At 71.3% G+C, this 15,706-nt stretch carries 15 protein-coding genes; 8 read left to right on the top strand and 7 right to left on the bottom strand.

Annotated elements, in window-relative coordinates:
* Positions 1-27: 27 nt before the first annotated feature.
* The gene (locus Van01_RS04905; RefSeq protein ID WP_204000702.1) at positions 28-483 is read right to left on the bottom strand and encodes a MerR family transcriptional regulator; all 456 of its coding nucleotides are present in this window, start codon (positions 481-483) and stop codon (positions 28-30) included.
* 41 nt (positions 484-524) lie between these two features.
* Here Van01_RS04905 and Van01_RS04900 point away from each other — a divergent pair, with 41 nt between their 5' ends.
* Complete coding sequence (locus Van01_RS04900; protein WP_204000699.1) at positions 525-1,697, top strand: MFS transporter; 1,173 nt, start codon at positions 525-527, stop codon at positions 1,695-1,697.
* Positions 1,698-1,810: 113 nt separating this feature from the next.
* Here Van01_RS04900 and Van01_RS04895 read toward each other — a convergent pair whose 3' ends face one another.
* On the bottom strand, positions 1,811-2,320 hold the full coding sequence (locus tag Van01_RS04895) for a hypothetical protein (protein ID WP_204000696.1): 510 nt from the start codon (positions 2,318-2,320) through the stop codon (positions 1,811-1,813).
* 171 nt (positions 2,321-2,491) lie between these two features.
* On the opposite strand from Van01_RS04895, the gene Van01_RS04890 reads away from it, so the two are divergent.
* From Van01_RS04890 to Van01_RS04880, 3 genes are all read left to right on the top strand, one after another.
* Positions 2,492-3,607 carry a helix-turn-helix transcriptional regulator gene (locus tag Van01_RS04890; protein ID WP_204000694.1) on the top strand — a complete coding sequence of 372 codons (1,116 nt, stop codon included), beginning with the start codon at positions 2,492-2,494 and terminating at the stop codon, positions 3,605-3,607.
* Between the two features lie 82 nt (positions 3,608-3,689).
* Complete coding sequence (locus Van01_RS04885) at positions 3,690-4,880, top strand: helix-turn-helix domain-containing protein (protein ID WP_239098855.1); 1,191 nt, start codon at positions 3,690-3,692, stop codon at positions 4,878-4,880.
* Positions 4,877-5,098: a hypothetical protein gene (locus tag Van01_RS04880; RefSeq protein ID WP_204000688.1), complete on the top strand. Its 222-nt coding sequence runs from the start codon at positions 4,877-4,879 to the stop codon at positions 5,096-5,098. The genes Van01_RS04885 and Van01_RS04880 overlap by 4 nt, the downstream gene beginning before the upstream one ends.
* 51 nt (positions 5,099-5,149) lie before the next feature.
* Here the strand turns inward: Van01_RS04880 and Van01_RS04875 are convergent, their stop codons facing one another.
* The 5 genes from Van01_RS04875 to Van01_RS04855 form a co-directional block, all read right to left on the bottom strand.
* Positions 5,150-7,945, bottom strand: a complete 2,796-nt coding sequence (locus Van01_RS04875) for a DEAD/DEAH box helicase (RefSeq protein WP_239098854.1) — start codon at positions 7,943-7,945, stop codon at positions 5,150-5,152.
* Positions 7,946-8,024: 79 nt separating this feature from the next.
* Positions 8,025-8,786 carry a hypothetical protein gene (locus Van01_RS04870; protein WP_204000686.1) on the bottom strand — a complete coding sequence of 254 codons (762 nt, stop codon included), beginning with the start codon at positions 8,784-8,786 and terminating at the stop codon, positions 8,025-8,027.
* Positions 8,776-9,294: a sigma-70 family RNA polymerase sigma factor gene (locus tag Van01_RS04865; protein WP_204000673.1), complete on the bottom strand. Its 519-nt coding sequence runs from the start codon at positions 9,292-9,294 to the stop codon at positions 8,776-8,778. The genes Van01_RS04870 and Van01_RS04865 overlap by 11 nt, the downstream gene beginning before the upstream one ends.
* 92 nt (positions 9,295-9,386) lie before the next feature.
* Positions 9,387-10,061 carry a hypothetical protein gene (locus Van01_RS04860; protein ID WP_239098853.1) on the bottom strand — a complete coding sequence of 225 codons (675 nt, stop codon included), beginning with the start codon at positions 10,059-10,061 and terminating at the stop codon, positions 9,387-9,389.
* 155 nt (positions 10,062-10,216) lie between these two features.
* Positions 10,217-10,630, bottom strand: a complete 414-nt coding sequence (locus Van01_RS04855; RefSeq protein ID WP_204000670.1) for a hypothetical protein — start codon at positions 10,628-10,630, stop codon at positions 10,217-10,219.
* A gap of 392 nt (positions 10,631-11,022) precedes the next feature.
* On the opposite strand from Van01_RS04855, the gene Van01_RS04850 reads away from it, so the two are divergent.
* The 4 genes from Van01_RS04850 to Van01_RS04835 form a co-directional block, all read left to right on the top strand.
* Positions 11,023-11,376 carry a DUF4212 domain-containing protein gene (locus Van01_RS04850; protein ID WP_204000668.1) on the top strand — a complete coding sequence of 118 codons (354 nt, stop codon included), beginning with the start codon at positions 11,023-11,025 and terminating at the stop codon, positions 11,374-11,376.
* Positions 11,373-13,058, top strand: a complete 1,686-nt coding sequence (locus Van01_RS04845; RefSeq protein ID WP_204000665.1) for a sodium:solute symporter family protein — start codon at positions 11,373-11,375, stop codon at positions 13,056-13,058. The genes Van01_RS04850 and Van01_RS04845 overlap by 4 nt, the downstream gene beginning before the upstream one ends.
* Before the next feature lie 314 nt (positions 13,059-13,372).
* The gene (locus tag Van01_RS04840) at positions 13,373-14,599 is read left to right on the top strand and encodes a multidrug effflux MFS transporter (protein ID WP_204001921.1); all 1,227 of its coding nucleotides are present in this window, start codon (positions 13,373-13,375) and stop codon (positions 14,597-14,599) included.
* A gap of 94 nt (positions 14,600-14,693) precedes the next feature.
* Positions 14,694-15,706: SWIM zinc finger family protein (locus Van01_RS04835; RefSeq protein WP_204000662.1), on the top strand; the 1,013-nt coding region annotated here is incomplete at its 3' end.

Below are 15,706 nucleotides of genomic sequence, written 5' to 3'. Positions count from 1 at the left end.
GGGTGACCAGCCGGCCTGAGCGGCAGCTCAGCGGGCCAGACCGACCGCCGGGCCCGCCTTGCGCACCGACCGGCGGGCCACCCCGCCGCCCGGGTCACCGGGATGGCCGGGCCCCACCACGTCACCGCGTACGTCGGCGAGGATGGTGGCGAGCAGATCGTGGCTGGACCGCAGCGACTCGATCTTCTCGGTCAGCAGGTCCAACTCCACCTGAAGGGTGTCGGCCAGGCGGGCACGGTCAGCCGGCTCGTCGGGTATCGCAGCCCGGCCGTCCAGCAGGAATCGCAGCGCCTGCCCGACCACGCCGGAGGGCAGCGCGGCGGACAGCATGCACCGGATCCGGGCCACCCGGTCGACGTCGGACTCCTGGTACGTCCGGTAGCCCGAGTCGGTACGAATCGGCGTCAGCAGGCCCTGCTCCTCGTAGTAGCGCAGCATCCGCACCGACGCGCCGGTCCGCGCGCTCAACTCACCGATCCGCATCGCTTGACTCTAACGTCGATGTCAGGCTTTAGCGTCCGTCTGTGATCATCTATGTGCTCTTCGTCTGCTCGTTCGCCGTGGCCACTGCCGAGTTCGTGCTTGTCGGCCTGCTCCCCCAGGTCGCCACCGACCTGGACGTCTCCGTTGCCGCCGCCGGGCAGCTGGTCACCGCGTACATGATCGTGGTGACGGTGGGCGGCCCGGTCGCCACCGTGCTGACCCGCCGGCTGCCGCGCCGGGAACTGCTCGCCGGCACCATGGCGCTGGCGACGGTGTCCGCGGTGGCCAGCGCCATGGCCACCTCGTACCCGATGCTGTTGTCGGCCCGGCTGGGCTCGGCGCTGGCCCAGGCGCTGTTCATGGCGGTGGCCTCGCAGGTGGCCATGGCCTCGGTGCCGCCGGAGCGGCAGACCGTCGCGGTGGCCCGGCTGTTCGGCGGATTCGCCCTGGCCACCGTGCTCGGCCTGCCGCTGGGCAGCCTGATCGGCGAGGCGTACGGCTGGCCTGCCACCTTCGTGGCCGTGGCCGGCCTGGCCGCGCTGGGGCTGCTCGGCGTGCTCGTCTTCTGCCCCCGGATCCCCAACCCACCGCCGGCCGGCGTCCGGGACAGCGTCGGCGCGCTGCTGCGCCCCGGCATCTACGCGGGACTCGGCGTCACCCTGCTGGCGCTCACCGGTTTCGTGGCCGCCTTCACCTACGTCGCTCCGATGCTGCGCACCGTCACCGGGCTGAGCCCCGGCTGGGTCAGCGTCGGCCTGGTCCTCTACGGCCTCGGCACCATCGCCGGCAACCTGCTCGCCGGCCGGGTACGCCCCGACGCGATCACCCGACGGCTGCCCCTCGCCGTCGGCGCGCTGACCGCGATCCTGCTGGCGCAGCCGCTACTGCTGCCGGTCGCCCCGCTGGCGCTGGCCGGGCTCGCCCTGCTGGGTGCGGCGGCGTTCCTGGTCGTGCCGCTGGTCCAGACCTGGCTGATGGGTCAGGTCGACACCGCCGCCACCGGCCTGGTCGCCGCCGTCAACATCTCGGTCGCCGGTGCCGCCGGAGCCCTCGGCGCCGCGCTCGGCGGCACGGTGCTCGCGGTCGGCCTCGGCCCGGCCTGGATCGGCCCGGTCGCCGCCGTCTCCGTCCTGGCCAGCACCATCGTCGCCACCCGCCTCACCCGGGTCTCGACGCCGCGCGGACCGTCGCCCGCCGCACTGCTCGACCGCTGAGCACAGGAGTTGGTCTCGCTCGTCGGCGGGAGACCGCACCGACGAGCGAGACGCACCATGCGTGGGAAGCGTCAGGTCAGGGAGACATGCTCATGTCTGTCTGACCTGTGGTGTCAGCGAATGATCGGGCTGGTCTTGACGAAGATGGGTGGCGGCTCGGGCGGCCGGGGCGGCAACGCGATGCCGACCGGCAGCGTCTGACCGTCCCACAGCAGCAGGATCTCGTTGGTCCGCGAGCCGGTGCTGATCCACTCCATCAGGACCACCACAAAGGACGCGCCCGGCAGCACCACGCCCTCATCCAGCCCCTCGATCTCGCTGATCTTGAAGCCGCGGGACTGTACCGTGACACCAGTCGCCGGTTCGTTGCCGACGTTACGGATCACGTAGGGCGTCCCGATCTCCATCGGGCGGCGGCTGCGCGGAAGCTCGGCCTGCCAGGACACCGGCGGCGGAGCCGGCGGCACGGCCAGTTCGGCGGCGACAGCCTGCCGCTCGGCGGCATCAGCGGCGCGCTGGGCGTGCCGCAGCGACCGTACCGACACCGCAAGTGCCGTCGTGGAGAAGACGACAGACGATACGACACCGGCCCACGCCGCCGCATCGCCGTAGCTCACCGCCATGCCCGGAAGAGTAGCCCCACCCCGCACCTGCTCCATCCACCGTCGAGCGATGCCAACGTGCCCGTTCGACAATGCTGCTGGGACGAGCTACTCGGTGACTGCGCGGGTGTACGGTCCGAAGTGGCGGCTCCGAGGTGAGAGCTGCGGATCCTCGCGTTCGGGGGTGTCGACATGGCAGCCATCGCGGATGGCCGGTTCGGTGGGGAACTGCGTAGGCTCCGTGTGCTGGCGGGCCTGTCGCTACGGCAACTCGCACCGCTCGTCCTGTCCAGTCGAGGGCACCTGCACGATCTGGAGACGGGTCGACGCCGGCCAACAGTAGACCTGGCCGCGCGACTCGACGATGCGCTCGACACCGGCGGCATTCTGTCCGGCATGCTGCACCCAACTCCCGCGCCAAGCGACCCGGAAAGCTTGGCCTACGTCGCCCAGCATCCCCGCCGTGTCGACCCTGCGGCCCTGCACACTTTGACCGATCTGCTCGCCGCGTATCGTCGTCTGGAAGACACCCTCGGCTCCGCACCGCTGCTGCCAACGATGCGCACTCAACTGGACATGGTCACCACGCTCGTCTCGGAGGCCACCTCGGCGCTGCGACCGAATGTGGTTGACCTCGCCGCACAGTGGGCGCAGTTCGGTGGGTGGCTGTACGCCGCCAGTGACCGACGTCGGCTCGCCAACCGTTGGTACGGCACGGCCCTGGAGTGGGGAACTGAGGCGGGCAATCCGGACATGATCGCCACGGCGCTCAGCATGCGAGGACATCTCGCCTGGTCGGAGCGGCGTTCGCATCCGATGATCGGGCTTTCTGCGGCAGCGGCACGACAGCCGGCCAGCCCTGGCATACGTGCCATTGCCATCCAGCAACAGGCTCGTGGGCATGCGCTGCTCGGCGAGGCGGACTTCGTGACCGCCCTGCTCGATCAGGCTGCGGAGTTGGTGGCGGCGGCCCGCCAGGCACCCGACCGCGAGCCACCATGGATCTACTTCCACTCGACTGCCTACCTGACCATGCAGCGCGGCCTCGCCTACCGCCTCCTCGGCTGGAATGCGCAGGCGATCGAATATCTGCGGTTGGGACTGTCCGGGATGTCGCCAGAGGCGGCCGGCGCCGCCTGGACCGGTCCCTACCTCCTGCGCCTGGCGGCGGCGCTCGTTGACACCGGAGAGGCCAGCGAGGCGCTGAGCATCTACCAAAGGGTCCATGGTATCGGGCAGGCAACCCGCACCCTCAGCCTTATTGACCAAGCCGAGGAGGCCGTCCGCGCGATGTCCGCAGGTAGATAGCAGACACCCATACTCTCGACCGTCACCATCCGATCACTGAATGCTGATCGAGGGCACACAGTGCCTGCTCAGGGGGGTGACGATGAGGGACTCGGTGCCGATCGGGCGGCGGGTGGCGTACTGGCGGGCGCGGCGGCGGATGTCGCAGCAGGTGTTCGCCGACCGGCTCGGCAAGTCCAAGAGCTGGGTCGACAAGGTCGAGCGGGGGGTACGCGCCCTGGACAAGGTCTCCACGCTGCGGGACATCGCCGCCGCGCTGCGGATCGATCAGGGGTTGCTGCTCGGCCAGGACAGTCGACCTGCTGAGGCGACCACCAGGGTCGAGGGCGATGAGGTGATCCGGGCGGCACTGTCCGCGTACGACATTGCTCTGGATCGGCCGGCGGCGCGCCGGGACGCGCCGGACGGTGCTCGGCTGGCACGCGGCGTCGCGCATGCCTGGACCAGTTTTCAGCACGCGCGGTATCCGGCGCTTATCGGCCTGCTGCCGGAGTTGCTGGTCGGAGCGCAGCGCGGGCACGCGCATGATCCGGAGGTGGGCCGGGTGTCGCTTGTGGAGGCCTACCGGGTGACCGCGTCGCTGCTGGTCAAGCTTGACGAGTCCGAGCTGGCCTGGCTCGCCGCCGACCGGGCGATGACGGTCGCGACAGGTGATCCGCTGCTGGTGGCCGCCGCCACGGTGCAGCTCGGCCAGGTGTTGCGGGCGGCCGGTCGGGCGCGGGAGGCGGGCCGGGCGACGCTGGCGGCGGCGTACCGGATCGGCCGGGCCGACCTCGACGTGGCGCGGTTGTCGCTCTGCGGGGCGCTGCTCGTGCAGGCGGCGCTCGCGGCGGCCCGGCACGGTGACGATCGGGCCGCCACCCGCGTCGACGAGGCCGCCGATCTCGCCGCCGAGGTCGGCGACGGCAACGATCATCATCACACCAGCTTCGGACCGACGGCCGTGGCGCTCGCCCGGGTCGCTGTCGCGATCGATCTGGGTACGCCGGACGAGGCGATCGTCCGACACGAGAAGGCTGTCGGGCGGGTCGGCTGGCGATGGCTGCCACCGGAGCATCGGGCGGCTCATCTGATCGACGCCGGGCGTGCGTACCTTCAGGTTGCCGACCCGGTGAACGCGGCCCGGGTGCTGCTGGAGGCCGACCGGACCGCACCTGCCGAACTACGCCACCGGCCCGCCGCCCGGAACGTGCTCGCCGCCACGGTCCGCCATCCGGGCGCTCCCGCCACGATCGTCGCGCTGGCCGCCACCCTCGGGGTGACCCGCGCATGACCGCCCCGATCCTCACCCTCGCCCAGATCCTCAACCGGCTCACCCTGACCGCCCGCTGGACCCTGCGTGATCACCAACCCGGCTCCGACGGCCGCTGCCCGATCTGCCGCGTCACCGACTGTGCCGTTGCCACCGCCGCCCGCGACCTCCTCACCACCCTCAAGCAGACCCGCTGGACCGGGGGCGGTGGCACTCCCGATCCGTGGCAGTCGCGGTAGCCGACACGCCGGCCGGCTGACACCTTTACTGCCACGGTTCGGCGACGTGGGTTACGAAGGCGCGTGCTGGGGCGGGAGCCCGGGTGCCGGGTCGAGCAGGCGGTGGCGCTCGGCGGCGAGGACCTCGCGGACGAGTTCGGCCTCGGACAGGTCCACCGCCTCGGGACTCGACTCGGCCATGTCGCTGACCCGGGCGAAGTCGTCGAAGATGCGTCGCTTGCCGGCCAGCAGTTCGGTGATCCGCTTGTCGACGCCGTCCTCGGAGAGCAGCCGGTGGACCTGCACCGACTGGACCTGTCCCATCCGGTGCGCCCGGGCGACGGCCTGCGCCTCGGTGGTCGGCTTGAGCTGAGGTTCACAGATGACCACGACGGACGCGGACTGGATGTTCAGCCCGACGCCACCGGCCACGATCTGGGCCACCAGGACGGCCCCGTGGCGGGCGGCGGAGAACTCGTCGACCAGCTGCTGACGTCGGTTGGCGGGCACCGATCCGGTGAGCGGCCCGAACACCGGCTCGGGAAGGGCCTCGGCGACCCGGTCGAGGACCGCCCTGAAGTGGGAGAACACGATGACGCGGCGCTCGTTCTCGGCCGCTTCCCGGACGATCTCGACGAGTCGCTGCAGCTTTGTGGACTCGGCCGCCTGGAGCATGGCGACCTGGCGCATCTCCATGAAGTTTCCCCGTTCGACCGCCGCGCGGTAAGCCGTGGTGTCCGTCGAGGACATCGGCAGCCACTCCTCGACCTCGATGAGTTCGGGCAGCTCGTCGAGGACGTCGTCCTGGTTGCGGCGCAGGTACGCCGGTGCGATCTGCCGCCGGAACCGCGCGGGTGACAGGTCGGTGGCGTCGACTGTGAGATCGGGGCGCACGTACGAGGCGAGGTTGCGGAACTCGTCGACCCTGTTCTCCAGTGGCGTGCCGGTGAGCAGGATGGCCCGTTCGGCACGCGCGACGATCTCCTTCGTCCTGATCGTCCGCTGCGCCTGCGGGTTCTTGATGTAGTGGGCCTCGTCGACGACGACACAGGCGAGGTCGGGGAACTCCCGCAGTTCCGGCGCCCACCAGGCGAGGGTCTCGTAGGTGGTGACCGCCACGCCCCCGTCCCGCAGCCAGGTGCGGGCTGCGGCGTCGCGGTCCGGGCCGTGCACCCGGTGTGGACGCAGCCTCGACTTGCCGCTGATCTCGCGGACCCAGTTGGTCACCACGGCGGCGGGACACACCACCAGGAAGTGGGTGCGTCCCCTGCTGCGCAGGTGGGCCAGGACGGCCAGCGCCTCGACTGTCTTACCGAGGCCCATCTCGTCCCCGATAATGATCTTGCGTTGGACGAGGGCGAAGCGCGCGGCGAAGCTCTGGTAACCGCGCAGCGACGCGGTCAGGTGGTCACCGTCGAGCGCCTGGTCGCGTACCGCCTGGATGATCTCGTCCGGCAAGTCGCCGTGCGTCGCGGGCCTGTCGTCGGCGGCGAAGCCCAGCTCGGCGAGCATGGCGAAGTAGTCGGCCGGCCGGGCGCGGAAGTCGTCCCACGGATCGACGCGACCGCTCCGCCGACCCGAGGCCGGCGACCCCCGGAGCAGCTCGGCTCGCCGGATGACGAGCTCGACGCTCTCGCGCAGGTCGGTGACGGTGAGCCCTCTGGTCGGCACCACGAGCAGGTGGCGGGTCCTCCGGTCGATGGCGCTGCCCAGCGGCGCGAGTTCGGCGGCGCGTTCGAGGTCTGCCGCCGCACCACGGGTACGCCGGTACGCGTCCCACTCGGCGAGGCGACGCAGCAGCTGCGTGGTCTCCGGATGGCGGTGCTCGACGTCGATGCGGACCGACGTGTCCTCGTACGTGGTCTGCCAGAGGGTGCGGGCCGCGCCGAGCAGGCGACGGGCCGAGGTCTCCCCGACACCCGGAAGCGCCGGAAGGGAGGCGCCGACGCGCAGCACGTCCTGCACCGTGTCGATGCCCGCGTCGGTGAGCGGCCCGAGTCGGAACCGGTCACGGGTGACGGTCCGCAACGCCTCCACCGGCATGTCCCGCAGGATCCGTTGCGCCTCGGCCTGTCTGACCTGCTCACCCGCTTCGCGGGCCGCCGCGCGGTAGGCGGCCTCGCCGGCCACCACCTTGTCGATGGTGGCCAGGGCCGCCGGCAGGCCCGCGAACACCGACCGGTCCACCAGCTCCGGCTCTGGACTCGTCCGCTCGGCCGGTCCTCGCTCTGGACTCGTCCGCTCGGTCGGTTCCCGCTCCGGAGGCGTGCGCTCGGCGAGCAGGGCGAAACGGAGAGCCGGGTCGAGCAGATCCTCGATGCGGGACCGGGCCGGATCGAGCGACGCGGCGGGGACGCCGAGGTACGCCAGACGTTTGGGGCTGCCAGCAGCGATCACCTCCGCGTACCGGTCACGTAGGAACGTCGCGGCGGTGGCCGCCGACTGCTTCCTGGCCGGCCCGGCGAGGTAGCGGCGTACGTCGAGCATCGGTGCGAGGTCGGCGACGGCGCGGGGGGCGTCCTCGGCGAGCAGGCGCAGCAGGGCGTCGTCGGCGACTGTCGTCGCGGGAAGCGCCGCCCGCTGCCGGAGTCGCCGGACGACGTCGCTGTCGTTCTCCCGCAACGCGAGCACGCGCCACGCGGCCCGACCGGAGCGCTCGACCACCACGCTGCGGTCCCACATGGCCCCTTCGGCGGCGCTCGCCTCCTGCCGGACAGCCCGGCGCCGGTTCCGCACGTCCTCGGCGAGCCGACCCCACCGCCTGAAGTCCGCCACGAGCCGACGGGACTCTGCACGCTCGGCCTTCTCCATACCCACCCGCAGCCGGTACCCGGCCACCTGCCCGACCATGCGACCTCGCGCGATCATGCAGTTATGGCACCTACCAAAGTGGTGCATTCGCTACATTTCTGGTGCCACAACTGCATGATCGGCGGAGGTGGGGCGGTCACTGCGGGGCGGGGCCGTTGTCGACGAGGCGGAAACGCGTGGTCAGCGTGGCGTCGCCCAGTTCCTCGACGATCAGGCCACGGGTCGGCGAGTTCTGCAGGTAGGCCGAGTTGCTGCTGATCGCGTACGTGGGCTGGCCGCCGCGTTGGCCGTCCCGGACGACTGTGAACTGCTGTCTCGGCTCCTCCGGCGCGCAGGCGGCTGCGACCACCCGCAGCGGCTGGCTCCCCGAGGACCGCACCTCCCAACAGGCGTCTGTCGGTTCGTCACCCCGTTCGGCGGCCCGGATCAGATAGATGTCTGGACCCTGAGGGGTGATCACGAAGAGCTGGCGGCCCTCGTCGCCGTCGACCTCGGCGAGGCGGTCGTCGTCGAGCAGCGACAGCCCGCCACTCTGCTCGGCGGCCCTGACGATCGTCACCTGCCGCAGTCCCGACAGCAGCGGGTCGCCGCCCGAAGCGCCGTCCGGCGGCCCGGACGTCGCGGCCGGGTCGGGACTGGCCGGCCCGGTGGCCGGCGCGGCCGTCGGGCCGGCCGGCCCGACCGGCAGGGAGTCCGGGCCACCGGAGGGGCGCGCCAGGACCGCGCCGGCACCGAGCAGACCGACGAGTACGACGCCCAGCGCGGCGGAGGCGGCCCGGCGACGGCGACGGCGGGCGTCGCCCCGGCCTCGGATGTCGACTGCCGGCGGTACCTTTCCCTGCCGGCCGTGTCCGGCCAACGCACGCAGGGCCTCGTCGAGATTCGGCTCAGGACCCATTTCTGCCTCCTGCGCCGGTGGTCTCGTACCCGCCGTCGCTCAGGTGAACGGCCAACGCCCGGCGTCCCCGGGCGAGCCGCGTCTTGACGGTGTTCACGTTGCTGTCGATCTCCGTCGCGATCTCGGTCACGCTCAACCCCACCAGGTGGTGCAGCACCACCACGCGCCGCTGCTCGGCGGAGATGCGGCGCAGCGCCGACACCACCGCCACGTGATCGACAGAGGTCGTCTCGTCGTGCTGGCCGGCCACCTCCCGGCGGTGGGCACGCAGCCGGTTCACCGTCTTGCGCCAGGCACTGACGGCGATCCGGTACGCGACCCGGCGGACCCATGCCTCCGGGCTGTCGCACTCCCGTACCGACGCCCACCGGTCCCAGGCCCTGGCGTACGCCTCCGCGACCGCGTCCTCCGCCTCGGCCCGGCTGCCGACCATGGCGGACAGGTGGCCCAGCACCCGCTGCGCCGACGCCGTGTAGAAGGCGTCGAACTCCTCAGCGTCGCGTTTCACTCACGTTCCCACCCGTACTGTCGCTGCTGGTCGTGGTCCCGGCGGACGGCGGACGGACGCCCCCGGGCCGGGACCGGGGGCGTCACCGCGCCTCACCGTCGGGGTGCCGGCCCGGTGTCGTTGAACCGGAAGCTACTCGCCGGCGGGGCATCCCCCAACTCCTCCATGATCAGCCCGGATCGCGCGGAGTCCCGCAGGTACGCCCACCGGTTGCTGATCAGGTATTCGCGGGGGCCGCCGCCGGCCACGGCGACGATCTCGAAGCGTTGGGCAGGGTCGCCGGCCCGGCAGGTGGCTCCCCGCACGTACAGCGGCCGGGTGTCGCCCGGGTTGTGCACCTGCCAGCAGACCGGCTTACCGGTGCCGCCACCGTAGTACGCCTTGATGAGGAACTGACTCGAGCCCACCGGCGTCGGTACGAACACCTGCCGCCCCTGGTCATCGTCGACCTCGGCCAACCGGCCACCGTCGAGCAACGCCAGCCCCGACTCGAAGGCACCCACCCGGACGATGGTGACCCGGCGCTTGCCGGACAGCAGCGGATCCCCGACCGCCGTCGGCCGTGGGGTGGCCGCCACCGGCACACCTCCGGACGACTGGGCTCCAGTCACGGCCAGACCCGCCGGCGCGTCACCGGCCGGCGCGGGCCGCCCCGCCGTCGCGCCCGCCGGGCCGTCGCCGGAGGCCGGACCCATGCTGTACACCGTTACGGCGGTGCCGGTCAGCACCACCAGGCCCGCCGCGGCGAGCCACCTACCCAGCAACACGATTCCTCCCGAGCTGCTCAGCACCGGGGTCAACCGCCTGGCGGCGGCGGATCCCCTGTCGATTCAGCGGGATGACGCGTGCGGGCGCCTGAAGGTTTCACGGGCCGGCCAGATCTTCGGGTGGCCGGCTCGACACCGCCGGTCCGGCATCCCGGTCAGCGCAGCGTGACCAGCCGCATGCCGGTACGGATCAGGACGACCGCGCCACCGGCGGCCATGACCAGACCGATGCCCGGCATCAGTTGCCCCCACGCGCCGGTGCTGGCGCTCAGACTGATCAGGCGGGCCACCTGCCACCCGGCGATGACGGCGACGACGAGCCCGGGGATCAGGCTGTGTGCGATGGCCACCTTCCGGTTGGGCAGCAACGCACCGGCGATGGCGAGGAACGCCACGCTCAGCGTCCACAGACCGGGTCCGGCCACGCCGGAGAGCGAACCGAACGGCGTGATGACCCAGGGCAGCAGCGAGCCGACGAGCGCGAGCACGCCGCCGACGATCATGCCGAGGCTGCCGGCGTGCAGGATGCGGCGGCGAACCGGGGCGGCGGTGGATGCGGTGTCGGCCATTTCCGGATGCTATGCGCTCGACGCCGCTGACCGGACGGGCGGATCGGCGAGCGGTCGGACCGGATCGGTGGGCGGCCGACCCAGCCTCGCGAAAAGCCGCAAAACGGTACGACTGCCTGCCCCGGCCCGGGCCGTCGACCGTTCACAGGATCCAACGGACCGTTCAGCGACCTGATGCCGTACCTGCCCGGATCACCTCTTGCCCGGCCAGGCCGCGTCGCGTTCCCTTCCCAGCCAAAGGTGTGACCGACCGCACAACCGCGTCGAGCGGGACGGCGAGGCGGGAGGGCGGGTCGGCCACGGCACCAGCACCGCGTCACCACCAACCAGGCGCCGTGTCGCAGGCCCCTCGCCGGATCTGCCGGTTCCATACCGACTAGGAGGCTCCAGACATGACCGAGGTAACCCCCGATAAGGAGACCCGTGGCGGTGAACCGCCACCATCGGCACCACCACCGGCCGCACCGCCGGACAACGGCTGGCGCAAGGAGTACTGGAGCCGCAACCTGCGGCTCATGGTGATCCTGCTCGCCATCTGGTTCACCGTTTCGTTCGGCTTCGGAATCCTCCTTGTCGAACCGTTGAACAACATCGTCATCGCCGGATTCCCGCTCGGATTCTGGTTCGCCCAACAGGGATCGATCTACGTCTTCGTCATTTTGATTCTGGTGTACGCGAAGATGATGGATCGACTCGACAACCAGTTCGGCGTTGACGAGCAGGAGACCGAGGGGGCTGGCAAATGAGTCAGATCCAGACCTGGACCCTCGTCTTCATCGTCGGCTCGTTCGCTGTCTACCTGTACATCGCCTGGCGCAGCCGGGTGAAGGAGACGGCCGGCTTCTACGTCGCCGGCCAGGGCATTCCGACAATCGCCAACGGTGCGGCCGTCGCCGCCGACTGGATGTCGGCAGCGTCGTTCATCTCGATGGCCGGCCTGATCGCGTTCCTGGGATCCGACGGCACCATCTACCTGATGGGCTGGACCGGCGGCTATGTGCTGTTGGCCCTGCTGATCGCGCCCTACCTGCGTAAGTGGGGCAAGTTCACGGTTCCCGAATTCGTCGGTGACCGATACTCCGAGACCGTGCGCACCATCGCCGCCGTGGCCGCGATCATCATCTCCTTCACCTACGTGGTGGGGCAGATGCGCGGTGGCGGCATCGTCTTCAGCCGGTTCCTGAAGCTGGACGTGACCCAGGGCGTCGTCCTCGCCGCGGTGATCATCGGCTTGTACGCGGTGCTCGGCGGCATGAAGGGCATCACCTGGACCCAGGTGGCGCAGTACACCGTGCTGATCGTCGCCTACCTGATTCCCGCGTTCGCGGTGGCTCAGCAGATGACAGGCATTCCGGTCCCGCAGGTGTCGTTCGGGCAGATCCTCGCCGAACTCGACGCGATAAGCGTCGAGATGGGACTCAACCAGTACACCGAGGCGTTCGCGGCCCGACCGCAGATCGACGTGTTCCTGGTGACCATGGCGCTGATGATCGGCACCGCCGGTCTACCGCACGTGATCGTCCGGTTCTACACCACGAAGAGCGTGCGGGGCGCCCGCTACTCGGCGTTCTGGGCGCTGTTCTTCATCGCGCTGCTCTACACCACCGCCCCGGCGGTGGGTGCCTTCACCAAGCTGAACCTGCTCCAGGACGTCAACGGGGTCTCCGCGAACGCGCTGCCCAGTTGGATCGAGAACTGGGCGGCGACAGGTCTGGTGACTGTCAGCGACGGCGCGTCGACGATCAACTCGGTGAGCAACAGCCCGACCTCCGGCGCCGACCTGATCGTCAACAACGACATCCTGGTGCTGGCCAGTCCCGAGATCGCCGGCCTGCCGGCACCGATCGTGGGTCTGGTGGCGGCCGGCGGTATGGCCGCCGCGATGTCCACAGCGGCCGGGCTGCTGCTGGTCATCTCGTCGTCCTTCTCGCACGACCTGTACTTCCGTCGGGTCAAGCGGGACTCCACCGACAAGCAGCGGCTGCTCGCCGGTCGGATCGCGATGGGCCTGGCGGTGCTGGTCTCCATCTACGCCGGCATCAACCCGCCGGCGTTCGTGGCGCAGGTGGTCGCCTTCGCCTTCGGCCTGGCCGCGGCGAGCTTCTTCCCCGCCATCGTGCTCGGCATCTTCTGGAAACGATGTAACGCCACGGGCGCGGCGGCCGGCATGGTCACCGGCATACTCTTCACCGCCAGCTACATGATCTACACGCTGCCGGTGTTCGGCACGGCGGCCAACCCGCACATCTTCGACATCAGCCCGGAGGGCATCGGCACCATCGGTGCGATCGTCAACTTCGTCGTCACCATCGTGGTGTCGAAGATGACCGCGCCGCCGCCGGAGGAGATCTCGGAGATGGTGGAGAGCATCCGCTACCCGGCCAACCGGCGGGAGGTGACCGCCGGCACCGCCGCCGACACCGCCTGACCTGCTCCCGCACCTCGGAAAACCACCGGTCGCCGGTCCCACCATCGATGTTGGGGCCGGCGACCGGCCGTTGCGCAGGAACCCGACCGGCGGCGATCCGCCACTCGGCAGGGCGCGGCCAACACCCGGTCGGTGGCGGTGTGAGCTGCCGCACGTGGGAGGCGATCGGGAATCAGGCCGGCGGCTGCGGGTTTGGAGCCAGATATGACCATCGCAGCACGTCCCGCCCCGCACGCCGGTCGGCGGGAGACCACCCGGTGAGCGCCGTCGACACCGCCCCCGCGCCACCGGCCTCGCTGATGCCGGGTGACCTGATGACCCGCCGCCAGCGCGTACGCCTCATCCTCGTGCTCGGCTCGCTGATCGCGGTGGGCCCGCTGACCATCGACATGTACCTTCCGGCGCTGCCCTCGATCGTCGACAACCTCGACACCACCTCGGCGGCGGTCCAACTGACGCTCACCGGCACCCTGATCGGCCTCGCCCTGGGACAACTGCTGATCGGCCCGCTCTCCGACGCCGTCGGCCGGCGGACGCCGCTCATCGCCGGTACCGCGCTGCACATCGTGGCCTCCGTGTGCTGCGCCCTCGCCCCGAACATCGCAGTGCTCGGGGCGCTGCGGGTGGTCCAGGGCCTCGGCGCGGCGGCGGCTGCCGTGATCGCCATGGCCGTGGTCCGCGACCTGTTCAGCGGCTCGGCCTTCGCCCAGTTGCTGTCCCGGCTGCTGCTCGTGATGGGCGCCGCCCCGATCCTCGCGCCGACCCTCGGCAGCGAACTGCTGAGGTGGACGCAGTGGCGCGGCGTGTTCGCCGCCCTCGCGGTCTTCGGCGTAGTGCTGCTGCTGATCGCGATGCTGGGCCTGCCGGAGACGCTGCCACCGCTGCGGCGCCAGCGCGGCGGAGTGCTGCCCACCGTCCGGCTCTACGGCTCGCTGCTGGGTGACCGCGCCTTCGTCGGGCTGGTGCTGGTCGCCGGGCTGGCCATGGCGGCCCTGTTCGCCTACGTGGGCGGCTCGTCGTTCGTCCTACAGGGACAGTACGGGCTCGACGAGCAGCAGTTCGGGCTGGCCTTCGGTGCCGGGGCGATCGGGCTGATCGCGGCCACCCAGGGCAACGTACGCCTGCTGCGCCGCTGGTCCCCGCAGCGGATCCTGGTGGGCGCCCTGATCGTGGGCTCCGCCGCGAGTCTGGTGCTGCTCGGCCTCGCCGCGACCGGGACCGGTGGCCTGCCCGCCCTGCTCGCCGCACTCTGGGTGGTGCTCGCGGCCGCCGGCCTGGCGCTGCCGAACGCCCCCGCGCTGGCCCTGACCCGGCACGGCGAGGCGGCCGGCACCGCCTCCGCCCTGCTCGGCGCGGTGCAGTTCGGCATCGGGGCGCTCGCCGCGCCGCTGGTGGGCGTGCTCGGCACCGGCGCCGTGGCGATGGCCCTGGTGATCGCCGGTGGCATGGCCGCCGCACTTGTGGTGCTCTTCGTGGTGGTCCGCCCCGGCCAACTGGCCGTGCCGGAGCCGGTGGAGGCGATGGCCGTCGCGGCGCACTGACGCTCAGACCGTCTCGACGAGCCGGCGGGGATTCGCCGCCGTCACCGTGCCCGAGCGATCAGAATGTCGGTCAGTTGCTCTACCGTCCGGCGGCGTGAACGCAGTCCAGACGTACCGGTACCTCGCCCCCTCCACCCTCGCGCAGCGATCACTCGCCCTGCAGACCAGCGGCGGTCCCGCGCCGAATCCCCGCTTCTTCGCCGGTTTCCTCACCACCGGGCAGGCGGCGGCGGTGGGGCTGCTGGCCGTGGCCGAGGTGGCCCGCACCCGCTACCACCGGCCGGTCAGCCCGGCCAGCCTGGATCCGGTGGTCACCGGCAGCCGCGACCGGCTCCGCTTCGAATCCTTCTCCGGCTGCTGCGGGGTGTACGCGCGGCTCGACGTGCTGCCCGCCGGACTCGACGGTGATTTGTCCGAGCACGGCACCACGAACGTCGACGTGAACACTCCGCTGCGCGAGGCGCTGGCCCGGGTCGGTGGTCTGGATCCGCTGCACCTGTCGGTCGGCCCCGACGACCTCACCGTCTCCACCCTGGACGGCGCGGTGGTGGAGAAGAAGGTGCCGCTGCCGGTGCGTTGGCTGCGCGGCTTCGCCGAGGTGCAGGTCCTCGCCGCCCGGTTCGAGCCCCGGGCGGAGCTGCCGGCGGCCGAGGCCAGCACCTTCCTGCGCCGACTCCCCAGGGGCAGCGACAGGTCGGTGCTGTGGGTGGTGCCGGCGGGCCGGTCCCTGCGGCTGACCTCGCGACCCGTCGCCGGAGCGGTCTGCCTGGCCGGGGCCGGTCGGCTGGCCGCGCTGCAACCGATGCTGCGCTTCGCCAAGACCCTCCGGGTGTACGGACCCACAGTGGCGCCCGGCGCCGCGCCGGCCCCGAGCGTCTGGGAACTGGACACCGGCGCGCTGCGGCTGTCGCTGACCCTCTCCCCCGAGCCGTACCGCGGTTTCTCCGGCGAGGGGGCCGCTCTCGCCGCTCTCGCCGGTGACGATGTCGTCGACGACGCCAACCTCGTCTCCGCACTGCTGTCCTGGGATCCGACGATCGACCCCGACCGGTTGGCCGAGCAGGCCGGCATCGACGCCGGGCGGGTCCGGGGCGCGCTGGCCCAACT

Source organism: Micromonospora andamanensis (genome assembly GCF_016863495.1).
GTDB lineage: Bacteria > Actinomycetota > Actinomycetes > Mycobacteriales > Micromonosporaceae > Micromonospora > Micromonospora andamanensis.
Note: the sequence above shows the minus strand (reverse complement) of the source record. Positions and strands in the feature narration are given on the sequence as shown.